Here is a 21,073-nt window from a genome sequence, read left to right on the forward strand (position 1 = left end):
GGGCCGCTTACAGTGGCAGCATGCGACCGGTCACAGATTTGCAGCGGAAGGTGGCGCCCTTCGAGGTCGTCACCGAGATGACTCCTTCAGGCGACCAGCCCACGGCCATCGCCGAGCTGGAGCGCCGCGTCAAGGCCGGGGAGAAGGACAGCGTGCTGCTGGGCGCCACCGGCACGGGCAAGACGGCCACCATCGCCTGGCTCATCGAGCGCCTGCAGCGGCCCGCGCTGGTCATGCAGCCCAACAAGACCCTCGCCGCCCAGTTCGCCAACGAGCTGCGCGAGATGCTGCCCAACAACGCGGTCGAATATTTCGTCTCTTACTACGACTACTACCAGCCTGAGGCGTACGTCCCGCAGAGCGACACCTACATCGAGAAAGACTCCTCGATCAACGACGAGGTCGAGCGGCTGCGCCACTCGGCGACCAACTCGCTGCTCACCCGCCGTGACACGATCGTGGTGGCCTCGGTGTCGTGCATCTACGGCCTGGGCACGCCGCAGGAATACGTCGACCGCATGGCCAGGCTCCGCGTCGGCATGGACATCGACCGCGACCAGTTGCTGCGCCGCCTGGTCGACATGCAGTACACCCGCAACGACCTGGCCTTCACCCGGGGCACCTTCCGGGTGCGCGGCGACACGATCGAGATCATCCCGAAGTACGAGGAACTGGCCGTCCGCATCGAGATGTTCGGCGACGAGATCGAGAAGCTGGCCACCATGCACCCGCTGACCGGCGAGGTCATCACCGAAGACGAAGAGCTCTACATCTTCCCCGCCTCCCACTACGTGGCCGGCGAGGAACGCATGGCCTCGGCGGTGGCGGGCATCGAGACCGAGCTCACCGAGCGGCTGGCCGAGCTGGAGCGGCAGGGCAAGCTGCTGGAGGCGCAGCGGCTGCGCATGCGCACCACCTACGACATCGAGATGATGCGCCAGATCGGCACCTGCTCCGGCATCGAGAACTACTCGCGCCACATGGACGGCCGCGCCGCCGGCAGCGCGCCCAACACGCTGCTCGACTACTTCCCCGAAGACTTCCTGCTCGTGCTCGACGAGTCGCACCAGACCGTGCCGCAGATCGGCGCCATGTACGAAGGCGACGCCTCGCGCAAGCGCACCCTGGTCGATCACGGGTTCCGGCTGCCGTCCGCGATGGACAACCGGCCGCTGAAGTGGGAGGAGTTCCTGGAGCGCATCGGCCAGAGCGTCTACCTGTCGGCCACGCCCGGCTCCTACGAGCTGGGGCGGGTCAAGGGCGACGTGGTCGAGCAGGTCATCCGGCCCACCGGGCTGGTCGACCCGGAGATCGTCGTCAAGCCCACCAAGGGCCAGATCGACGACCTGGTGCACGAGATCCGCGAGCGCGCCGACCGCGACGAGCGGGTCCTGGTCACCACGCTGACCAAGAAGATGTCGGAGGACCTCACCGACTACCTGCTCGAGCTCGGCATCCGGGTGCGCTACCTGCACAGCGAGGTCGACACGCTGCGCCGCATCGAGCTGCTGCGCGAGCTGCGGGTCGGCGAGTTCGACGTGCTGGTCGGCATCAACCTGCTGCGCGAGGGCCTCGACCTGCCCGAGGTGTCGCTGGTGGCCATCCTCGACGCCGACAAGGAGGGCTTCCTGCGCTCCGAGACGTCGCTGATCCAGACCATCGGCCGCGCCGCGCGTAACGTCTCCGGCCAGGTGCACATGTACGCCGACAAGATCACGCCGTCGATGGAGCGGGCCATCGACGAGACCAACCGGCGCCGGGCCAAGCAGATGGCCTACAACGAGGCCAACGGCATCGACCCGCAGCCGCTGCGCAAGAAGATCGCCGACATCCTCGACTCCCTGCAGCGCGAAGACGCCGACACCCAGCAGCTCATGGGCGGCGGGCGGCAGCAGTCGCGCGGCAAGGCCCCGGTCCCCGGCTTCGCCGCCCGCCAGGCCGGCCAGCACGCCAAGACGATCGCGGGGGAGATGCCGCGGGCGCAGATGGAGTCGCTGATCGAGTCGCTGACCGAGCAGATGCATCAGTCGGCCGCCGACCTGCAGTTCGAGGTGGCGGCCCGGTTGCGCGACGAGATCAAGGAGCTCAAGCGGGAACTGCGCGACATGCGGGAGGCGGGGGTCAAGTAACCCCATGTGTTGAGCATCGGTCCGAGCGCCGGGCGTCGGACGTCGGGCGGGTTGCCTGGCTGGGCGCTGGGCGCCGGGCGCGAGCGTCGGGGTGGGTGCCGAGCGTCGGGCCGTGTCCGGGTGGGCACGGCCGTCACGCTCGTGCTGGTGCTCGTGCTCGCCTATGACGCGGTCGGGCTCGACTCAGGGCTGGGGCTGGTGCCCGGGCTCGTGTCGCCGGGGCTCGGGCTGGTGCCCGGGCTGGTGGCGCCCGGGCTGGTGCCGCCGGGGCTCGGGCTGGCGCCGGTGTTCTTCACGACCGCGCCCGTGGCCGCGTCGATGGTGACCTCGTGCTTGGTGCCGTCGTCCACCACGTCGGACTCCCAGACCGTCTTGCCCTGGGTGGTGTCGAGGTTCAGCTCGGTGATGCGGCCGCCGGGCATCGCCGCCGAGATCTTGTCGGCCGCCTGGGCGTAGTCGAGCTTCGCCTTGGCCAGGCGATCCTTGTGCTTGGCCTTGTCCTCGGCGTCGTCGTCCTCGGCGGTGGGGCCGCTGACGACCTCGCCGTTCTGGACGTCCATCTGGTGCTCGACGCCGTTGGCGTCCGCGACCTGCACCTCCCACAGCGTGCCGCCCTCCTCGGTCTCGATCGAGATGACCTTGGAATTGGGCACGGCCTGCAGCGCCGCCTGCCCGGCCCGCTTCAGCCTGGCCTGCTCCCCGTTCTGGGCGCCGGGCGAGGTGGCGGTCTGGCCGGGTGAAGCCGTCTGGCCGGGCGAGGCCGCGGTCGCGGTGCCCTCGGGCTCCGTGGGCTGGGTGGCTGTCGGTGTGACGGCCGAGGGCGTGCCGGGCGACCGGCCCACCAGGGCGGTCTGCTGGGCTGCCCCGCCGCATCCGGCGGTGATCGCGGCCGAGGCGGCCAGGGCGACCCCGATGAGCGTTTTGTTCATGTTGGAGACCTTGCCCTCCAGAAAGAGGACTATTCCTGCAGGTCAGAACGGCGTCGAAGCTCGGTTGGGCCGGGACCGGCGGTCCGCACGGGCTTCCCGCCGCCCGCCGATGGGCCGGGACTGGCGGTGTGTACGGGCTTCGCCCCGCCTGTCGCCGGGCCGGGACGGGCGGTCCGTACGGGCTTCCCGCCGCCTGCCGCCGGGCCGAGGCGGGTGGTCCGTACGGGCTTCGCGGCGGCCGTCGCCGGGCCGGGACAGGTGCGGGCGAAGGAAAAGGAGGTGAGGGGGTTTCGGGTGGGCGGTAGCGTGCTGGGGTGCGGAAATGTGTGGAGTGCGGCCATTGGGAGCCGGCGGGGGCGCCGGGCTGCGAGCGCTGCGCGGCCATCGTCGACGAACTGGTCGAGGAGGGCTGGCGGGCGTTCGTGGAGCGGGAGTTCGGCCCGGCCGGCACGCCCGACGAGCGGCTCATCGCGGAAATGGTGATCGACGAGCCCGACAAGCACCCGTGGCGGGTGGTCGACGCCGCCTACGACCGGCTGACCTGCGAGGAGTGCGGCAACAGGCTGAGCCGCGGCCCGGCCGGCTGCGCCGCCTGCGACCGGGCGAACGGCTTCCGCTACGCGGCCATCGAGATCGACCGGCCCGGGGTTCCGCCGGGCAATGAGCACGCGTTGCGGGTGAACGTCTCGGTGGTGCGCCGGCCGTCCGGGATCTCGGCCAGCGAGGTGCTGGTGCGGCGGTTGTCGCTGCCGATCCTGCTGGCGGGCCGACTGCCCACGACGGCGCAGGCCCAGGCGACCAAGGCGATGATCAACGAGGGGGCGGGCGAGGACCGGGTCGCCGCGTTCATCTACCGGGAGTGGGGCGTCGCCTGACCGCGGTGAGGTCGAGGTCCAGGTCGACGGGGAACCCGAGGTAGGTGCGCAGCCGGTCGCGGTGGACACCGGTTGGCACGTAAGTCCGGGTGGCGGGCTCGAGCTCGAAGGTGTGCACCACGGGCCGGTCGTCTTCCTGCCGTTCCACGCGCCAGAAGTGCCTGATGCCCGCGGCGGCGTACTTGATCGGCTTGGTGGTGCGGTCCAGCTCCAGCGATTCCGCCGAGGCCACTTCGACCGCGAGGTGCACGTCGGCGGGCTGGAAGGTGGTCGCCGCCAAGGTGAACGCCGACGCGTCGACCAGGAGGACATCAGGTCTCGGTCGTTGCCGCTCGCCGAGGGTGACCGTCATCTCGCGGGCGACCACGAGGTCGCCCGGCGGGGCGAGGGAGAACGTGAGCAGGTCGACCGCGAGCAGGTGGAAGCCGGTCTGCGGGGGCCACACGAGGAGCGACGAGTCGATCAGCTCCACGTGCCGGGGCGCGCCCGGGGGAAGGTGATCGAGCATGTCGGCGGTCCACCCGCCGGGAGGACCGGGGTGGAACCACTCGGGCAATCCTGCGGCCATCAGGGTCCTCTCCGGCGATCTCACGTGGCGGGTTCATACTGCCACGAAGAGTGATCGTCAGGAGAGGTCTTTGCGTTCCTCCACGGAGCGGCGGTAGAGCTCGTCGATCTCGTCGAGCGGGTCCGGCGGGCGGCGGCGGGCCTCGATCTCCAGGTCGGTGCGCGAGCCCAGTTCCTCGATGCCCGACCCGGTGTGCTGCACCTGGTCGCTGAGCAGGTCGGCGCGGATGCGGGCGCACATGGCGGTCAGTTTGGCCTGGTGCTGGCGCAGCCGGTCGAGCGTGGCGTGGTCGACGTACGGCGACACGCGGCGCTGCTGGGCGTACATGCCGAGCTGCCCGTCGTGCACGTCGGCCTGGGCGGTGAGGTCGGCGAGCAGGCGGGGCAGCTCGCCCAGCCCCCAGCCCTGGCGCTGGGCCTGCTCGACGGCCTGGCGGGTCAGCGACACCTCGCGGCGCAGGTCGAGCCGGAGGCGTTCGACCTCGGCGGCGTCGCCGGTGCCCATGGCGTTGACGTGCGTCGTCAGCTTGGTCGTGGCCTCGCGTGCCTTGACGGCGGCCTTCTTGCCCAGCTTGACCAGCAGGAAGATGCCGACCCCTGCCAGGAGCAGGAAGAACGCCAGGATCGCCAGGACGACGAGAAGAAACTCACCGATCGTGACCACCTCCGGAGGGATTGATGCCTTGAGGATAGTCCGACAGATCGGTCAGCATCTGCTCGGCGAGGTCCCGTTCGGCTGCGTGATAACGCTCCGACCAACGAGCGACGAGTGCCGCGTAGTTCCACCCCGGACGCCCGGCGGCGGCCTCGGCCGAGTGGGCGGCGGCGGCCCGCAGCCGCTCGGCGCGGTCGCGGTGTTCGGCCACGATCGCGCGCAGCGACTCCGGGTCGGCCAGGTGGCCGAGCCAGACCCGCAGGGCCACGCCGTGCTTGAGCACCGGAGCCTCCACGGGTGAGTCGCGCACCCAGCCGGCCAGCGCCTCGCGGCCGCTCGGGGTGATCGTGTAGACGCGGGCCCCGTCGAGCTGGCGGGAGCTGACGTACCCGACCTCGGACAGGCGGCGCAGTTCCGAGTAGACCTGGCTCATCGCCGGGCTCCAGTAGAAGAAGCGCAGGATGTTGTCGGCCCAGCGCTTGATCTCGTAGCCGGACAGCTCCGCCTCGAACGACAGGATCCCGAGCACCGCCCATGAGGTGGCGGGCAGGCGCGGGGGAGTCATGCCAGCCAGCGTACGGCAGCCGCGTACGGATGATCGACGCCGACGAAACCAAGCAAGCTCTTGATTGAGTCGCCGTGCTGTGTTTCAGTTCACCTATTCCTAATAGGAACACAGGGAGCGCCGTGAAGTTCTCCATGATCTTCGAAGCCCAGCTGGCCGACCCGGGCAGGGAGCACGAGCACCAGGTCCTGCGTGACTGCGTCGAGCAGGCCGTACTGGCCGAGGAGCAGGGCTTCGACCGGGTGTGGGCGGTGGAGCACCACGCGCTGAAGTGGTACGCCCACATGAGCGCCCCCGAGATCTTCCTCAGCTACGTGGCCGCCCGCACCGAGCGCATCAGGCTCGGCCACGGCGTGGTCTGCCTGCCGTTCAACTTCAACCACCCGGTCCGGGTCGCCGAGCGCGCGGCCATGCTGGACGTGCTCAGCGGCGGCCGGCTCGACCTCGGCGCCGGACGCGGCGCGACCAGGCAGGAGACCAGCCTGTGCGGCGTCGACCCGGAACGCACCTACGCCGAGCTGGACGAGTCGCTGCGCATCATCGCCGGCGCCTGGCGTGCCGACGAGCTGGAGTGGCACGGCCCGCTGCTGGACATCCCGCCGCACCCGATCCTGCCCAGGCCCGCGCAGTCGCCGCACCCGCCGCTGTTCCTGGCCTGCTCCAAGCGTGACACGCTGGCCCTGGCCGCCGAGTACGGCGTCGGCGCGCTCGTGCTCGGCTTCTCCGGCCCGGAGGAGATCAAGCAGATGCGTGCCTGCTACGACGACGCCATCGCCGCCAGGACCGGGGAAAGGCTGGTGTCGAGCGTGGTCAACGACCACTTCGCGGCGCTCTGCCCGACCATCGTGCTCGACTCGCGCGAGCGCGCCGTCCAGATCGGGGCTCGCGGGCAGCGCTTCTTCGCGCAGTCCATCGCCCACTGGTACGGCTCCGCGCCCCCGCCCGACGAGGCCGTCGTCCCCGGCAGGGACGAGGTCGCCGCGATGCGCGAGGCCGCCGAGCAGCAGCTGGCTCACCTGCACGAGGCCCGCATCCCGGTCACGCCCAACGCCACCGCCACCTTCAACGTCGAGCACGCGTACGGGACCGCCGAGGACGCCGTCGCCTACGTGGAGCGCCTGGCCGACGCGGGGGCCGACGAGATCATGTGCCTGATCCAGATGGGCACGGTGCCACAGGACGTCTGCCTGGAAACGATCAGGCAGTGGGGTCAGAAGGTCATCCCGGAATTCCGCTGACGGGATCCGGATCCGGCTGAGGGAGCAGGCACATGCTGGACGGCAAGGTCATCATCATCACCGGCGGCGCGCGCGGCCTGGGCGCGGCCACGGCCCGCCGCTGCGTCGCGGCCGGCGCCCGGGTCGTGCTCACCGACGTGCTCGCCGAGGAGGGCGCCGCCACCGCCAAGGAGCTGGCGGCCGGGTTCGTCGCGCACGACGTCCGCGACGAGGACGACTGGGCCCGGGTGGTGCGTGAGGTCGTCGAGACGCACGGCAGGCTCGACGGGCTGGTCAACAACGCCGGCATCGCCACCCACCGCTCCATCGAGGAGCAGTCGCTCGCGGAGTTCCAGCGGGTGCTGGAGGTGAACCTGGTCGGGGTCTTCCTCGGCCTGAAGTCCGTGGTGGCCGCGATGCGCGCGTCGGGCGGCGGGGCGATCGTGAACCTGTCGTCGGTGGCCGGGCAGACCGCGTTGCCGGGCACCGGCGGGTACGGGGCGTCCAAGTGGGGGGTGCGCGGCCTCACCAAGATCGCGGCGCTGGAGTTCGGCGCGGCCGGGATCCGGGTCAACTCGGTGCATCCCGGGTTCATCGTCACGCCGATGACACAGGAGTTCGGGGCCGTCTCCGGCGAGGGACGCTTCCCGCTGGCCGCCAACGGGCGGTTCGGCGAGCCGGAGGAGGTGGCGCAGGCGGTCGCGTTCCTGCTGTCCGACGCGGCCTCGTACGTGACGGGGGCGGAACTGACCGTGGACGGCGGGTGGACCGCGGGGGAGATCGCCCTGCTCGGCCGGGGCTCCCAGGAGGTGTGACATGGCGGTTGACGAGGTGACCAGGGCGGTCATCGAGGCGATGAGCGCGTTCTTCCCCAAGGGCGCGGGCGGCTGGGACGCCGCCGAGGTGCGGCGGACGCTGGCCGAGGCGCCGCCGCTGGAGACCGAGCCGCGCCCGGTCGGTCAGGTGGTGGACCGTCTGGCCGGGAACGTCCCGGTCCGGGTCTACAGCCCGCCCGAGGGCGCACAAGGTGGCGCGGGCGACGGGGGCGGGCGGCCGGTGGTCGTGTACTTCCACGGGGGCGGGTTCACGATCTGCTCGCTCGACACCCACGACGCCGTCTGCCGCGACATCTGCGCCGGCGCGGAGGCGGTGGTGGTCTCCGTGGACTACCGGCTGGCCCCCGAGCACCCCTACCCGGCCGCCGTCGAGGACGCCTGCGCGGCCACCCGCTGGGCGCACGAGCACGCGGCCGAGCTGGGCGGCGACCCCGGCCGCCTGGTCGTGGCCGGTGACAGCGCGGGCGGCAACCTGGCCACGGTGGTCTGCCTCAAGGCCCGCGACGAGCGTGCCGGGCCGCCGATCTCGCTGCAGGTCCTGATCTACCCGGTGACCGACGCCGACCAGGACACCCCGTCCTACCGCGAGAACGGCACCGGCTACTTCCTGACCGCCGCGCACATGCGCTGGTTCTGGGACTGCTACCAGCCCGATCCGGCCAGGCGGGCCGAGCCGTACAGCTCGCCGGTGCACGCCGATCTGAGCGGCCTGCCGCCCGCGCTGGTGCTCACCGCCGAGCACGACCCGCTGCGCGACGAGGGCGAGGCGTACGCGCGGCTGCTCGGGTTCGCCGGGGTGCCCGCGCACGGCGTCAGGTACGACGGCATGTTCCACGGCTTCTACGGCTTCTACGGCATGGGCGCCGTGCTGCCGGCCGCGAAGGAGGCGTCCGAGCTGGTGAACAGCGTGATCAGGACAGGCGACGTGCGGGCGGGGGCGAGCTGATGGGACGGCTCGACGGGAAGGTGGCGCTGATCACCGGCGGCGCGCGCGGCATCGGCGAGGCGCACGTGCGGCGCTTCACCGAGGAGGGCGCGCGCGTGGTGTTCGGCGACGTGCTCGACGGCTCGGCGGTGGCCGAGCGGACCGGGGCGAGCTACCTGCGCATGGACGTGACCAGCGAGGACGACTGGGCCGCCGCCGTCAGGCACACGGTGGACAGGTACGGGACGCTCAACGTCCTGGTCAACAACGCCGGAATCCTGAAATATCGCCTGCTGGGCGATATGTCGCCCGGCGAGTTCCGCCGCATCCTCGACGTGAACCTGCTCGGCCCGTGGCTCGGCATGCGGGCCGTGGCCGAGCCCATGCGCGCGGCCGGCGGCGGGTCCATCGTCAACACCTCCTCCGTCGAGGGCTACGCGGCCGCCGCCGGGCTGTCGGCCTACAGCGCGTCCAAGTTCGGCGTGCGCGGCATCACCAAGGCCGCCGCCCAGGAGCTCGGCAGGCACGGCATCCGCGTCAACTCGCTGCACCCCGGCGGCATCGCCACCGCGCTCGCGCTCGACCCCGAGGTGGCCAAGGGCGTGGACATCGACGCCGACGCGTTCTTCGCCGCGCTGCCGCTGGCCCGCTGGGGCGACCCGGTGGACGTGGCCAACGCGGCGGTCTTCCTCGCCTCCGACGAGTCGGCCTACTGCACCGGCACGGAGGTCCTCGTCGACGGAGGTCTGCTCAGCGGTCCCGGCTACTAAGGAGGCGGCACATGCCGTACGCGGACATCGGGGGAAACGTCAGGCTCTTCTACACCGACGACGGCGCGGGGGACACGCCGTTGCTGCTGGTGCACGGCTGGGGCGCCGACTCGCACCAGTGGTCGTGGCACATCGACGCGCTCGCCAGGGACCACCGGGTGATCGCCGTCGACCTGCGCGGCCACGGCTACTCGTCCGTCCCGGACACCGGCAACACCCCGCGCGCGATGGCCGAGGACCTGAACCTGCTCCTCGACCACCTGGGCATCGAACGTGTGACGGCGATCGGGCACTCCATGGGCGGCCAGATCGTCTCCATCCTGGCCGTCGAACACCCGGACAAGGTGGGCAAGATCGTCGTCATCGACCCCGGCTACGGCGTGGTCCCCGAGGTGGCCGCCGGGTTCCCCGGCATGATCGCCGGGCTGAGCGGCGAGCACGCCCACGCCGTCGCCGTCGAGATCGACAAGTGGTGCACCAGCAGCGCCACGCCCGCCGTCATCAGGCGCTGGCACCAGCGCCGCCTGTACGGCATGCCCCCGCACGTGCTGGCCCAGGCGTTCCAGGGCCTGTTCACCGACCCCGACTCCATCGGCGTGCGCCCGGCCAGCGACGACTACCTGGCCCGCAGGCAGTGCCCGGTGTTGTCGATCTGGGCCGACCCGGTGCAGGCGGCGTGGGAGTCCGGGCTGCTCAAGCATCCCGACTCCAAGGTCGTGTGCTGGGAGGGATCCAGCCACCGGCTGCACGAGGAACGTCCCGCCGAGTTCGTCCGCGTCCTGAGGAGCTGGCTGTGAAATTCGCGATCTTCATGAACCCGCAGTTACCCGGCTCGGGCTTCAGCGGCGACCGCGCGGTCTCCAGGCGGCCGATCGGCCGCGACACCGATGCCTACCAGGAGATGATCGGCCAGGTCAGGGAGATCGCGGTGCTCGCCGACCAGGCCGGCTTCGACGCGATCATGGTGACCGAGCACCACTTCCACTCCGAGGGCTTCGAGTTCTCGGTGAACCCGCTGATGATCCTGGCCGACCTGGCGGCGCGTACCGAGCGGATCCTGCTGGCCCCGCTCGGCCTGGTGCTGACCGCGTGGGACCCGATCAGGGCGGCCGAGGACGTGGCGCTGCTCGACCAGTTCAGCGGCGGCCGGCTGCGGCTCGGCGTGGCTCGCGGGTACCAGAACCGCTGGTCGAACGTGCTGGGCAGGCGCTGGGCCGCCGAGGCCGCGCGCTCCGACGGCTCCTCGTCCGACGACCGCAACTTCGAGGTGTTCGGCGAGCTGCTGAAGATCATGAAGCTGGCCTGGACCGAGGAGACGCTGCGCTACAAGAGCGACGTCGTCGACTTCGAGGTGCCCTACCCGTACGAGGGGATCGAGGGCTGGCCGGCGCAGGAGTGGACCAGGACGTTCGGCGCGCCGGGCGAGCTGTCCGCCGACGGCGTGATCCAGGCCGTCTCGGTCGGGCCGCGCCCGTACCAGGTGCCGCACCCGGAGCTGTGGTACCCGTTCTCGGTCAGCGACCGCTCGATCGTGCGCTGCGCCGAGCACGACATGGTGCCGTGGATCTTCGTGCCGCAGCCGGACGCGCACCGCGCCAAGTGCGAGCTGTACCAGCGCGAGAGCGCCGGGCACGGCCGCGACTACCGGCTCGGCCAGCACACCGGCATTCTCAAGGTGGTCGGCCTGGGCGACGACCGCGCCGACGCGATGCGGCGCTGGGGCCGCCACATGAGCCGCGACTTCGCCGGGTTCTTCGGCCCGTTCGGCTACCTGGAGGTGCTGCGCAACGCCTCCGACGACCCGGACAAACCGGTGATGCCCGGCGCCGATCTCTACCAGCGCATGGTCGACGAGCAGCTCGCCCTGGTCGGCACCCCCGACGACGTCAAACGCGGCATCCAGAACATGCTCGACCGCATCCCGGACCTGGAGTGGTTCGGCCTGTTCATGCAGGGCCAGCAGGGCGTGGCCCCGCTCGACGAGGTCAAACGCAACCTGGAGACCTTCGCCGAGAAGGTGATGCCGGAGTTCCGGTCATGAGGTTCTGGCAGGCGGTGCCGTTCCTGGAGACCGAGCAGCTGGTCGAGATCGCCAGGACCGGCGACCGGTGCGGGTACGACGCGATCGCGCTGTCGGACCACCTGTTCTTCACCGACTACAGCGTGCCCTACCCGTACTCGGGCGACGGCGCGCCCATCTGGGGACCGGCCACGCCCTGGCCCGACCCGTGGGTGACGATCGGCGCGCTGTCGTCGGTCACCAGCAGGCTCAAGCTGGCCACGAACGTCTACATCGCGCCGGCCCGCGACCTGTTCACGGTGGCCAAGGCCGTCTCGACGGCCGCGGTGCTGTCGGGCGGACGGGTGATCTGCGGGGTGGGCGCGGGCTGGTGCCGCGACGAGTTCGAGCAGACCGGCCAGGACTTCGCCACCCGGGGCAGGCGGCTGGGCGAGATGGTGCCGCTGCTGCGCCGGCTCATGACCGGCGAGATGGTCGCGTACGAGGGCGAGTTCTACGCCTTCCGTCCGCTCAGCATCGCGCCCGTCCCCGCGGCTCCGGTGCCGGTCTACTTCGGCGGCGACAGCGAGCCCGCGCTGCGCAGGGCCGCCAGGCTCGGCGACGGCTGGATGGGCAACCAGGTCTACGGCGAGGAGGAGGGGCGGGCCGTGCTGGCGCGGCTGCACGCGCTGCTCGACGAGTACGGCAGGCGCGACGGCTTCGAGATCGTCATGTCCTTCGCCGCGCCGCCCGGAGCCGATCTCTACAAGCGCTGGCGCGACCGGGGCGTCACCGCCACCATGTGCGCCCCGTGGTGGCTGGCCCCGCCGGACGAGGCCCGGCACTACGCCTCCGACCTGGCCTTCAAGGTGGCGACGCTGGAGCGGTTCGCCGAGGAGGTCATCCAGAAAATGTGAAAGAGGCCCGGCAGCGCGGACGCTGCTGCCGGACCTCTCTCGGGTGTGGGCTCGCCAGGGTCGGGGGCCACGATGGCGCCCACACGTCTCTTCCGGGCTAGTCCGCCACGGTCACCCGGACGATCTCGCCCTTGCCGGGGGTGAACGCCTTGTTCGTCACGTAGATCGAGCCGTCGTCGGCGATCGCCATGCCCAGCGGCACGGTCAGCGTGCCCGGCTTGAGCAGCTCGGTACGCGAGCCGTCGGCCTCGATCCGGTACAGCGACGTCTTCGGCTGGTGGTCGGACGGCACCGGGCCGACCGAGCCGAGGATCACCAGGCGGCCGGAGGCGTCGAAGGCCACGTCCACCACGGTGGTGAAGTCCTTGGCCGCGGTCTCGACCTTCTTGCCCGTCAGCTTGAACACCCGCGCCACGCCCTCGGGCTGCGGGAATCCGGCGTGCTCGGCCACGTAGTACGACCCGTCGGGGCCCTTGGCGATGCCCATCGGCACCGACTGCATCGGCACCTTGCCCTTGGGCAGCTTCAGCGCCTTCGGCGGCTCGACCATGCGGGCGCGGAAGACGGCCGTGAGCGACACCTTGCCCGACGCGCTCACCTTGAGCACGTCGTTGGCGCCGACGTCCGTGACGAGCGCGCCGCCGTCCGAGGTGGGGGCCACCGCGAACGGGTACGAGTCGATCGCGCTGCCCTTGTCCTTCTTGTCCGGGTTGTGCTTGGCCTCGAAGGCCAGCAGGTCACCGAAGATCTTCGCCTTGCCGTCCTTGATCTTCAGCAGCGTGCCCAGGGCCTTGCCCTTGGGGCCGAGGCCCTTGCGCAGCTTGGCGTCGCCGCCCAGGCCGATCGGCACCAGCATGCTGCCGTCCGCGGCGAACGCCACGTCGTGCGGCCCGGTGCCCATGCCCTGCGCCCCCGCGGACGGCAGGTCCTTGACCACCGTGGACAGCTTGCCGTCGGCCAGCTTCGAGATCTTCCCGGTCAGCCCGAGGCACGTCTTGGACGCCTGGCCGCCCGGCGGGGCCGGCACCGTGGCGCACTTGATCTTCCCGCCCGATCCGGACTCGGCGACGTACAACGCGCCGTCGGGGCCGAAGGCCAGGCCGCGCGGGTTGTCGAGCTTGGACGCCACGACCGTCACGTTCGATTCGTCTGCGGTCGCGGGCACGGCCGACACGGCCAGGCCGAGAGCAGCGATTCCCCCCGCAATGATGACTCGCTTCATGAGGGATCACCGTAGGAGAGCGGAGATCGGGGCGAATCAGCCCGCAGACGGAGTGCGCGTCAGCCTGACGGGTGATTTCCCGCCCGGCGCCGGCGCCGCCCGCGCACCTTCCTGATCAGCCACCAGGTCAGCAGCGCCAGCAGCACCAGCGCGACGATCACCAGCAGCGGCAGGAACACCGCGATCAGGCTCATGCCCAGCGAGCCCGCGTCTTCGGCGGTGCTCACCACCGGCGCGCCCACGCCCGCCGTGCCCGCGTTGATCACCGGACGGGCCGCCGACTTCACCGCGTGCACGGCCAGCGCCACCACGATGCCCAGCAGCCAGCCGGCCCACGGGTGCTCGGTCATCCAGGTGGACCTGTCGAGCTCGGCGGCGGCGTTGGTGGCCGAGAACACCACGCCGCCCGACGCCGGGCGCACCACCGTCTGGACGGCGTCGTTGATCGAGTCGACGGCGGGCACCTTGTCGAGCACCATCTCGGCCAGCAGGAGCACGGCGATCACCGCGAGCACGCCCCAGTTCGACAGCCATTCGTAGCCGTCGGGCAGCTTCACCCGGTCGGTGAGGTTGGCCAGCACCCCCACCACGAGCAGGGGGATGTAGGCGTTGAGCCCGGCGGCCGTGGACAGGCCGAGCCCGGTCAATGCTGCGAGCATGCCCCTAGTCTGCCCGGGCCGCCTCGTCCATGAGGCGCGGCAGGTCCGCTCCGGTGAACTCGGCCACCGCCCGCTCGTACTTCTCCATGCCCCAGGACCAGAAGTCGAAGTCGATGGCGTCGTTGGCGCCGTCCTGGATGGAGGCCCACAGGGTCCAGCCGTACTTGGACATCAGGCCGAGCAGCCGGGCCCGGGCGATCTTGTGACGGTACGGGTGGCCGTAGTAGGCGGTGACGAGCTCGTCGAGCTGGTCGAGCGACAGGTCGGACTCGCTCCACAGGTTGCCCAGCTCGAAGCAGGCGTCGTTGTTGCCGGCGTACTCGTAGTCGATCAGCCAGAGGCGGTGGCCGTCGTCCAGGATGTTGCCGGGCAGGAGGTCGTTGTTGCAGGGCACGGTGGGTTCGGCGCGCACCTCCAGACATTTCCTGATTTGTCCCACGACGGGCATGAAATCGAGATATTTGGCGGGAAGTCGGAAATTTCGCGTACGGACGATGTCGAGATAGCGCCGCTGGACGTCGAACATGTCGAACTCGCGCGCGAACCGCGGGCCCGCGTGCAGGCGGCGGCACGCCTCGGCCACCCGCGGCAGGTTCGCCGAGTCGCGCAGGTCGGCCTCGGTGTACGTCCTGCAGCCCGGCAGGTAGCCCACCACCAGCACGCCCTCGCCCGGCAGGTACGCGTGCACCGGCGCGCCCACCCCGGCCTCGGCGGCGGCCAGCGAGCAGGCGTACTCGACGTCCCTGTCGATGGCCAGCAGCTCGCCGTCGCTGGCCCACACGCGCGCCACGTAGCAGCCGCCGGGCGTGGTGACCTTGTAGTTGCGGTTGGTCAGGCCACCGGGCAGCTCCTCCACGTGACGCGGGGAACCGGACAGCAGGGGGATGCGATCGAGAACCTCGGGCACGGCCATGGCCGATGGTAACCCCCGCCCCATAAACGGTCTAGACCTTTTGCGGCGTGCCGGGTTAGCCTCGCGACCATGAGCGACTCGGCCCGCATCGTGGTCATCGGCGGCGGGGTGGGCGGCACGTCCGTCGCCTACCATCTGACGGAACTCGGCGAACGCGACGTCGTCCTGATCGAGCGGGACGAGCTGACCAGCGGATCCACCTTCCACTCGGCCGGGCTGGTGGGCCAGCTGCGCGCCGACCCGACGCTGACCAGGATGAACCAGTACTCCGTCGAGCTGTACCGGACGCTGGACGCCGGCTGGAGCGAGTGCGGCGGCATCAAGCTGGCCTGCACCCCCGAGCGGATGGCCGAGATCAGGCGGCAGATCGGCTGGGCGCGCACGTTCGGGCTGCCGCTGGAGGAGATCTCGGTCGACGAGGCGGTGGCGCTGTTCCCGCTGATGGACCCGGCCGGCGTGCTCGGGGCCGCCTACCTGCCCACCGACGGGCAGATCGACCCGTCCCAGCTGTGTTACGCGCTGGCCAAGCGGGCCCGCGAGGGCGGCGCGGTGATCCGCACGCGCACCCGGGTGGTCGGGATCGACGTCGAGCGCGGGCGGGTCCGCCGCGTCCGCACCGACCAGGGCGACATCGACTGCGAGGTGGTGGTCGACTGCGGCGGCATGTTCGCCGCCGAGATCGGCCGCATGGCCGGGGTGCGCGTCCCCGTCGTGCCCATGTCGCACCAGTACGTGGTGACCGACGGCTTCCACGACCTGTCCGGGCTGCCCACGCTGCGCGACCCCGACCTGCTCGTGTACTACCGGCAGGAGGTGCGCGGCCTGGTCATGGGCGGCTACGAGCGCACCTGCGCCCCCTGGACGGCCACCCAGGCCGCCTATGACCAGGTGCCCGCCGACTTCAACGGCCGCCTGCTGGCCGAGGACTGGCCGCGTTTCGAGGAGATCTCCGACAACTCCCGCGTCCGTGTGCCCGCGATGGCCGACGTCGGCATCCGCAAGCTGATCAACGGCCCGGAGGCGTTCACCCCGGACAACGAGTTCTGCCTGGGCGAGACGGAGGTCGCCGGCTTCTTCGTGGCGGCCGGGTTCTGCGCGCACGGCATCGCGGGCGCGGGCGGCATCGGCAAGGTGATGGCCGAGTGGATCGTGCGCGGCGAGCCGTCCATGGACCTGTGGCACATGGACGTGCGCCGCTTCGGCCGCCACTACCGCTCGCCGTCGTACACGCTCAAGCGGGCGGTGGAGAACTACGAGACGTACTACGACATCCGCTACCCGGGGCACGAACGCGCCGCCGGGCGGCCGCTGCGCGTCTCGCCCGCCTACGCCTGGCACGCCGGGCACGGCGCGGCCTTCGGCGAGAAGGCGGGCTGGGAACGCGTCAACCACTACGAGGCGAACGCCACCACCGGCGCCACCGATGAACGGCCCAGAGGGTGGGCCGGGCGGCTCTGGTCGCCCGCGGTCGGCGTCGAGCACCGGGCCACCAGGCAGGCGGCCGGGCTGTTCGACGAGAGCTCGTTCGCCAAGATCGAGGTCACCGGCCCGGACGCCGCCGAGCTGCTGGAATGGGTCTGCGACAACCGGGTGGCCCGCGAGGTGGGCGCGGTGACGTACACGCAGGCGCTGAACCGGCGCGGCGGGATCGAGTGCGACTTCACCGTCACCAGGCGCGGCGAGCAGGAGTTCCTCGTCGTGACCGGAACCGCGTTCGGCGCGCACGACCTGGGCTGGCTGCGCAAGCAGGCCGCGGCGACCGGCGCCACGGTCAGGATCGCCGACGTGACCGGCCAGTACGCCTGCTTCGCGCTGTGGGGCCCGCGCGCCCGCGACATCCTGTCCACGCTGACGCCCGATCCGCTGGACTTCCGGTTCATGAACGCGCGCGAGCTGACCGTGGGCGACGTGCCGGTGCTGGCGCTGCGCGTGACGTTCGTCGGCGAGCTGGGCTGGGAGCTGTACTGCTCCAGCGAGTACGGCAGGACGCTGTGGGAGACCCTGTGGCGGGCCGGCGCGCCGCACGGCATGGCCGCCTGCGGCTACCGGGCCATCGACAGTCTCAGGCTGGAGAAGGGCTACCGGGTCTGGGGCGCCGACATCGGCCCCGAGAGCACGCCGTACGAGGCGGGGCTGGGGTTCTGCGTCAGGAAGGACAAGGACTTCCTCGGCAGGGACGCGCTCGACCCGGCCCCCGCGCGCCGGCTGCGGTGCCTCACCCTGGCCGACCCGCGCGCCGTCGCCCTGGGCAACGAGCCGGTGCGGATCGACGGCGCCGTCGCCGGACGGGTCACCTCGGGAGGGTACGGCTACACCGTGGCGGCCTCGATCGCCTACGCCTACCTGGCGGCCGAGCCGGGCACGGCGGCCGAGATCGAGATCGAGGGGGAGTGGGTGCCCGCCACCGTGGCCGAGGAGCCGCTCTACGACCCTGCGGGCGCGCGCGTGCGGGGCTGAGCGGTCAGGCGGTCACGCCGCTGCGGACCGAGATGCGTACCCGGTCGGGGCGGAACAGGTCGCGGGCGTACTCCACCGGCGTGCCGTCGGCGGCGTAGGCGGTGCGCTCGATCAGCATGAGCGGTGCGCCGGGCGCGATGCCCAGCTCAGCCGCCTCCGCCGGGCGGGCGGTCACCGGGTCGAGATGCTCGACGGCCGTCGCCGGGCCCAGGCCGTAGCGGTCGGACAGCAGCGCGTAGAGCGAGCCGCCCAGGTCCTGCTCCAGGAAGCCGGGCAGCGCGGGGAAGAACGACCGTTCCAGCGCCACCGGCGCGCCGCCCGCAGAACGCACCCTGGACACCTCGTGCACCGGCGTGCCGGCCTCGGCCCGCAGCGCCGCCGCCACCCGTCGCGAGGCCGGGACGGTCGCCGCGACCAGCACCCTGGCCTCGGCCCGCAGGTGCGCCCGCCGCATCTGCTCGGTGAACCCGGCCAGCCCGGTCAGGTCGCACTCGATGCGCGGCTCGGCCACGAACGCGCCGCCCGACCGTCCCGGCAGCCTGACCAGCACGCCGTCGCGTTCCAGGGTGGCCAGCGCCTGCCTGAGCGTCATCCTGCTCACGCCGAGGTCGGCCGCCAGCTCACGCTCGCCGGGCAGCCGCTCGCCGGGGGCCAGCGCGCCCGAGGAGATCGATTCGAGCAGCCAGCGTTCGATCTGCACGTGCGCGGGGACCCCGGAACCACGCTCCAACTCGGGTGTCCCGACCACACGCGCATACTAGCCCGCACCGGCCGATACACCCCGCGAAGCGCCCCTGACGGTGGCCGTCCCTTGGGGGGCGCCCAAGGGTCGCCCGCCCGCACGCCGCCCCCGAGGGCCACGCGGTCAGTCGGTGAGGCGGCGGAGGCGGTCCACGGCCTCGGCGAACTCGGTGATCATCGAGTACACCACCTCCCGAGCCGGCCGCACCTGGTTCAGCTGCCCCACCACCTGACCCACGAAGTAGTTGGCCAGCTCCGCCGCGCCCGCGTTCCCGCGCTCGGCCGCCGCCGTGATCCGGGCCATCGCCGACTCCGCGACCAGCATCTGCAGCGGCATCCCGAGCGGCCCCGGGCTCTCCGGGCCCGAGTCCCACTCCTCCGTCCAGGCCGACTTGAGCTGCCTGGCCGGCTTGCCGGTGCGGGAACGGGACCTGACCGTGTCGAGCGAGGTGGCCGCCAGCATCTTGCGCTTGACCGCGGGCGACGTCTCGGCCTCCTCGGTGGTCAGCCAGACCGAGCCGCACCACACGCCGTCCGCGCCGAGGGCCATGGCCGCGGCCATCTGACGTCCTGAGGCGATGCCGCCGGCCGCCAGCACGGGCACCGGCGCGACGGCGTCCACGACCTGCGGCACCAGCACCATGGTGGAGATCTCGCCGGTGTGACCGCCGGCCTCGCCGCCCTGGGCGACGATGAGGTCGGCGCCCGCCGCGACCTGCCTGCGCGCGTGCTCCACCGTGCCGACCAGCGCCGCCACCGGCACGCCCGCCTCGCGTGCCGCGGCCACCAGTTCGGGCGGTGGCGGGCCGAGCGCGCTGGCGATCAGCCCGATCGGGTGCTTGAGCGCGACGTCGACCAGCCCGGTCGCGCCGGCCGCCGTCACGCGCCTGCCGAACTCGTCCGCGGTGGCGGTCAGCGGCCGTGCCGGGCCGCTCACGCCGTACTTGGCCATGAGGTGCGCGACGAAGTCGCGGTGGCGTTCCGGGACGAAGTCCAGCAGGTGCGCGCCGCTGTCGAGCGCGGAGGCGTCGATCTTGCCGGGCACCAGCACGTCCACGCCGTAGGGCCGGCCGCCGACCTGCTCGTCGATCCAGGTCAGCTCGGTGTCGAGCTGTTCGGGCGTGTACGCGATCGCGCCCAGCACCCCGAACCCGCCCGCGTTGGTGACGGCGGCCACCACGTCGCGGCAGTGGCTGAAGGCGAACAGCGGGAACTCGATGCCCAGGCGCTCACAGATGGCGGTCCGCATGTCCAGACGCTAACCGCCAGAACCTTGTTCGGTCCAGGGGTCAGTTGTCCTCGTCGTCGTCGTCCTCGTCGTCGCGCTCGACCGTCCAGGAGACCGAGGTGATCGAGGGCTCCAGGCTGAGGCGGCTGGTGGCGCTCTCGAACAGGTTCTCGTCGCGGCGCAGGCTGTCCACGATCGCGTGCACCTCCACCTGCCGCCGCTGCCCGGACTCATGGCTGTAGAGGCTGCGCAGCCGCAGCTCAGGACGGGTGAGTGCGCTCACGATCAGCTTGCGCACGTGCGCCTGGTCGTCCTCCCAGCACGTCACCTCGAACCGGTAACGGGTGCGCCTGGCGGCCCTGCGCCGGTCCAGGAAGCGGCCGATCGGGCGCATCGCGGTGTTCGCGGCCACGATGAGCAGCGTCCCCGCCGCGGCCATCAGGTACATGCCGGCCCCGGCCAGCGAGCCGACCGCCGCCGCGCACCACAACGTCGCCGCCGTGTTGAGCCCGCGGATGTTGAAGCCCTCGCGCAGGATCACGCCCGCGCCAAGGAAGCCGATCCCGGAGACGATCTGCGCGGCCACCCTGGTCGGGTCCGCCGTGCCCGGGTCGCCCGCGAAACCGTACGCGCTGAGCACCACGAACAGCGCCGAGCCCACCGCGACCAGCAGGTTCGTGCGCAGCCCGGCCATCCTGGCCCGCCACTGGCGCTCGATCCCGATGACCCCGCCCAGCGCCGCGGCGGCGACCAGGCGCAGCAGCAGGTCGAACTCCATGGCCGGTTGATGCCCGGCGGGCGAGCTATGAGGCCGTGGCTTGCCGATCCATGGTCAGGGCGATACCCGGGGCATGCCAGCCCTGCTCGGGCGTGTAGCGGCGCACCAGCTTGGCCGGCACCCCCGCCACCACGCTGTGGTCGGGGAACTCGCCGCGCACCACCGCGCCGCCCGCGACCACGCACTGACGGCCCAGCGTGGTGCCCGGCAGGATGATCGCCCCGGCGCCCAGCCACGAGCCCGCCCCGATCGAGACGGGACTGTTACGCGGCCACTGCCGCCCGATCGGAATCTCCGGGTCGTCGTAGACGTGGTTCTGGTCCGTGATGTACACGTACGGGCCGGTGAAGACGTGCTCACCGATGTCGATCGACTGGTGCGCCACGATGTGCGAGCCGCGCCCGATCGAGCAGCTTCCGCCGATGCGCAGGATCGACTCCGGCCCCAGGTCCACGCCCGGACCCATGCCGCACGACAGCGACACGCGCTCGCCGATCAACGTGTGGTCGCCGATCTCCATCCACTGCTCGCCGAAGATCGCGCCAGGGGGGAAGGCGATGCTGACGCCGTCGCCCAGACGGCGGAAACGATAGCCCGCGGGACTCGCCGGAGAGATCGCCCCAGCGTGCCGGATCGCCGTGTAGGCATGGTGAATCAGTGTCCCCATGGCCCGGCGGAGGAATGACATAGG

General features: G+C 71.6%; 21 protein-coding genes. 10 read left to right on the top strand and 11 right to left on the bottom strand.

Features of this window, described 5'->3' with window-relative positions; translation table 11 throughout:
• The first annotated feature begins 20 nt into the window (after positions 1-20).
• Positions 21-2,129 (top strand): excinuclease ABC subunit UvrB, encoded by a 2,109-nt coding sequence (gene uvrB / locus HII36_RS21160; protein WP_217369767.1) that lies wholly within the window; start codon positions 21-23, stop codon positions 2,127-2,129.
• Positions 2,130-2,290: 161 nt separating this feature from the next.
• On the opposite strand, the gene HII36_RS21165 is transcribed toward uvrB, so the two are convergent.
• Positions 2,291-3,058: a PepSY domain-containing protein gene (locus HII36_RS21165; protein WP_173524965.1), complete on the bottom strand. Its 768-nt coding sequence runs from the start codon at positions 3,056-3,058 to the stop codon at positions 2,291-2,293.
• Positions 3,059-3,372: 314 nt separating this feature from the next.
• Here HII36_RS21165 and HII36_RS21170 point away from each other — a divergent pair, with 314 nt between their 5' ends.
• Complete coding sequence (locus HII36_RS21170; RefSeq protein WP_328807806.1) at positions 3,373-3,933, top strand: hypothetical protein; 561 nt, start codon at positions 3,373-3,375, stop codon at positions 3,931-3,933.
• Here the strand turns inward: HII36_RS21170 and HII36_RS21175 are convergent.
• From HII36_RS21175 to HII36_RS21185, 3 genes are read right to left on the bottom strand one after another with little or no spacing between them, the layout of a single operon-like run.
• Positions 3,905-4,501 carry a Uma2 family endonuclease gene (locus HII36_RS21175; protein WP_173524966.1) on the bottom strand — a complete coding sequence of 199 codons (597 nt, stop codon included), beginning with the start codon at positions 4,499-4,501 and terminating at the stop codon, positions 3,905-3,907. The genes HII36_RS21170 and HII36_RS21175 overlap by 29 nt on opposite strands.
• Positions 4,502-4,558: 57 nt before the next feature.
• Positions 4,559-5,164 (bottom strand): hypothetical protein, encoded by a 606-nt coding sequence (locus HII36_RS21180; RefSeq protein ID WP_173524967.1) that lies wholly within the window; start codon positions 5,162-5,164, stop codon positions 4,559-4,561.
• A complete protein-coding gene (locus HII36_RS21185; RefSeq protein WP_173524968.1) occupies positions 5,148-5,720 on the bottom strand; it encodes a PadR family transcriptional regulator in 573 nt (190 codons plus the stop codon). The genes HII36_RS21180 and HII36_RS21185 overlap by 17 nt, the downstream gene beginning before the upstream one ends.
• Positions 5,721-5,842: 122 nt before the next feature.
• Between HII36_RS21185 and HII36_RS21190 the strand changes: the two genes are divergently transcribed.
• From HII36_RS21190 to HII36_RS21220, 7 genes are read left to right on the top strand one after another with little or no spacing between them, the layout of a single operon-like run.
• Positions 5,843-6,958 (top strand): LLM class flavin-dependent oxidoreductase, encoded by a 1,116-nt coding sequence (locus HII36_RS21190; RefSeq protein WP_173524969.1) that lies wholly within the window; start codon positions 5,843-5,845, stop codon positions 6,956-6,958.
• Positions 6,959-6,990: 32 nt separating this feature from the next.
• Positions 6,991-7,752 (top strand): glucose 1-dehydrogenase, encoded by a 762-nt coding sequence (locus HII36_RS21195; RefSeq protein WP_173524970.1) that lies wholly within the window; start codon positions 6,991-6,993, stop codon positions 7,750-7,752.
• Position 7,753: 1 nt separating this feature from the next.
• Positions 7,754-8,719: an alpha/beta hydrolase gene (locus HII36_RS21200; RefSeq protein WP_173524971.1), complete on the top strand. Its 966-nt coding sequence runs from the start codon at positions 7,754-7,756 to the stop codon at positions 8,717-8,719.
• Positions 8,719-9,468: an SDR family NAD(P)-dependent oxidoreductase gene (locus HII36_RS21205; RefSeq protein ID WP_173524972.1), complete on the top strand. Its 750-nt coding sequence runs from the start codon at positions 8,719-8,721 to the stop codon at positions 9,466-9,468. The genes HII36_RS21200 and HII36_RS21205 overlap by 1 nt, the downstream gene beginning before the upstream one ends.
• Before the next feature lie 11 nt (positions 9,469-9,479).
• Positions 9,480-10,265, top strand: coding sequence for an alpha/beta fold hydrolase (locus HII36_RS21210; RefSeq protein WP_173524973.1), 786 nt, complete (start codon positions 9,480-9,482; stop codon positions 10,263-10,265).
• A complete protein-coding gene (locus HII36_RS21215; RefSeq protein ID WP_173524974.1) occupies positions 10,262-11,509 on the top strand; it encodes an LLM class flavin-dependent oxidoreductase in 1,248 nt (415 codons plus the stop codon). The genes HII36_RS21210 and HII36_RS21215 overlap by 4 nt, the downstream gene beginning before the upstream one ends.
• Entirely contained in the window at positions 11,506-12,384 is an 879-nt protein-coding gene (locus tag HII36_RS21220; protein ID WP_173524975.1) for a TIGR03619 family F420-dependent LLM class oxidoreductase, read from the top strand. Before HII36_RS21215 ends, HII36_RS21220 begins: the two co-directional genes overlap by 4 nt.
• 97 nt (positions 12,385-12,481) lie before the next feature.
• Here the strand turns inward: HII36_RS21220 and HII36_RS21225 are convergent, their stop codons facing one another.
• The 3 genes from HII36_RS21225 to HII36_RS21235 are packed head-to-tail and all read right to left on the bottom strand — an operon-like array spanning position 12,482 to position 15,178.
• Positions 12,482-13,606, bottom strand: a complete 1,125-nt coding sequence (locus HII36_RS21225) for a ScyD/ScyE family protein (protein ID WP_173524976.1) — start codon at positions 13,604-13,606, stop codon at positions 12,482-12,484.
• 59 nt (positions 13,607-13,665) lie between these two features.
• A complete protein-coding gene (locus HII36_RS21230; protein WP_173524977.1) occupies positions 13,666-14,265 on the bottom strand; it encodes a DUF4126 domain-containing protein in 600 nt (199 codons plus the stop codon).
• A gap of 4 nt (positions 14,266-14,269) precedes the next feature.
• A complete protein-coding gene (locus HII36_RS21235; RefSeq protein ID WP_173524978.1) occupies positions 14,270-15,178 on the bottom strand; it encodes a phosphotransferase in 909 nt (302 codons plus the stop codon).
• Positions 15,179-15,247: 69 nt separating this feature from the next.
• Here HII36_RS21235 and HII36_RS21240 point away from each other — a divergent pair, with 69 nt between their 5' ends.
• A complete protein-coding gene (locus HII36_RS21240; RefSeq protein ID WP_173524979.1) occupies positions 15,248-17,635 on the top strand; it encodes a GcvT family protein in 2,388 nt (795 codons plus the stop codon).
• 4 nt (positions 17,636-17,639) lie between these two features.
• Here HII36_RS21240 and HII36_RS21245 read toward each other — a convergent pair whose 3' ends face one another.
• The 4 genes from HII36_RS21245 to HII36_RS21260 form a co-directional block, all read right to left on the bottom strand.
• Positions 17,640-18,383: a GntR family transcriptional regulator gene (locus HII36_RS21245; protein WP_173524980.1), complete on the bottom strand. Its 744-nt coding sequence runs from the start codon at positions 18,381-18,383 to the stop codon at positions 17,640-17,642.
• A gap of 117 nt (positions 18,384-18,500) precedes the next feature.
• Positions 18,501-19,625: an NAD(P)H-dependent flavin oxidoreductase gene (locus HII36_RS21250; protein ID WP_173524981.1), complete on the bottom strand. Its 1,125-nt coding sequence runs from the start codon at positions 19,623-19,625 to the stop codon at positions 18,501-18,503.
• A gap of 40 nt (positions 19,626-19,665) precedes the next feature.
• Positions 19,666-20,382 carry an MgtC/SapB family protein gene (locus tag HII36_RS21255; RefSeq protein ID WP_173524982.1) on the bottom strand — a complete coding sequence of 239 codons (717 nt, stop codon included), beginning with the start codon at positions 20,380-20,382 and terminating at the stop codon, positions 19,666-19,668.
• Positions 20,383-20,407: 25 nt separating this feature from the next.
• A complete protein-coding gene (locus HII36_RS21260) occupies positions 20,408-21,070 on the bottom strand; it encodes an acyltransferase (protein ID WP_236003706.1) in 663 nt (220 codons plus the stop codon).
• Between the last annotated feature and the right edge of the window lie 3 nt (positions 21,071-21,073).

The sequence above is a fragment of the Nonomuraea antri genome (assembly GCF_013283785.1).
Classification (GTDB): domain Bacteria; phylum Actinomycetota; class Actinomycetes; order Streptosporangiales; family Streptosporangiaceae; genus Nonomuraea; species Nonomuraea antri.

Excerpts from the sequence above, each read along its gene's own strand:
- uvrB (WP_217369767.1), top strand. The coding sequence starts at position 21 with ATGCGACCGGTCACAGATTTGCAGCGGAAGGTGGCGCCCTTCGAGGTC.
- HII36_RS21165 (WP_173524965.1), bottom strand. The coding sequence starts at position 3,058 with ATGAACAAAACGCTCATCGGGGTCGCCCTGGCCGCCTCGGCCGCGATC.
- HII36_RS21175 (WP_173524966.1), bottom strand. The coding sequence starts at position 4,501 with ATGGCCGCAGGATTGCCCGAGTGGTTCCACCCCGGTCCTCCCGGCGGG.
- HII36_RS21185 (WP_173524968.1), bottom strand. The coding sequence starts at position 5,720 with ATGACTCCCCCGCGCCTGCCCGCCACCTCATGGGCGGTGCTCGGGATC.
- HII36_RS21195 (WP_173524970.1), top strand. The coding sequence starts at position 6,991 with ATGCTGGACGGCAAGGTCATCATCATCACCGGCGGCGCGCGCGGCCTG.
- HII36_RS21200 (WP_173524971.1), top strand. The coding sequence starts at position 7,754 with ATGGCGGTTGACGAGGTGACCAGGGCGGTCATCGAGGCGATGAGCGCG.
- HII36_RS21205 (WP_173524972.1), top strand. The coding sequence starts at position 8,719 with ATGGGACGGCTCGACGGGAAGGTGGCGCTGATCACCGGCGGCGCGCGC.
- HII36_RS21210 (WP_173524973.1), top strand. The coding sequence starts at position 9,480 with ATGCCGTACGCGGACATCGGGGGAAACGTCAGGCTCTTCTACACCGAC.
- HII36_RS21220 (WP_173524975.1), top strand. The coding sequence starts at position 11,506 with ATGAGGTTCTGGCAGGCGGTGCCGTTCCTGGAGACCGAGCAGCTGGTC.
- HII36_RS21225 (WP_173524976.1), bottom strand. The coding sequence starts at position 13,606 with ATGAAGCGAGTCATCATTGCGGGGGGAATCGCTGCTCTCGGCCTGGCC.
- HII36_RS21230 (WP_173524977.1), bottom strand. The coding sequence starts at position 14,265 with ATGCTCGCAGCATTGACCGGGCTCGGCCTGTCCACGGCCGCCGGGCTC.
- HII36_RS21235 (WP_173524978.1), bottom strand. The coding sequence starts at position 15,178 with ATGGCCGTGCCCGAGGTTCTCGATCGCATCCCCCTGCTGTCCGGTTCC.
- HII36_RS21240 (WP_173524979.1), top strand. The coding sequence starts at position 15,248 with ATGAGCGACTCGGCCCGCATCGTGGTCATCGGCGGCGGGGTGGGCGGC.
- HII36_RS21250 (WP_173524981.1), bottom strand. The coding sequence starts at position 19,625 with ATGCGGACCGCCATCTGTGAGCGCCTGGGCATCGAGTTCCCGCTGTTC.
- HII36_RS21255 (WP_173524982.1), bottom strand. The coding sequence starts at position 20,382 with ATGGAGTTCGACCTGCTGCTGCGCCTGGTCGCCGCCGCGGCGCTGGGC.
- HII36_RS21260 (WP_236003706.1), bottom strand. The coding sequence starts at position 21,070 with ATGTCATTCCTCCGCCGGGCCATGGGGACACTGATTCACCATGCCTAC.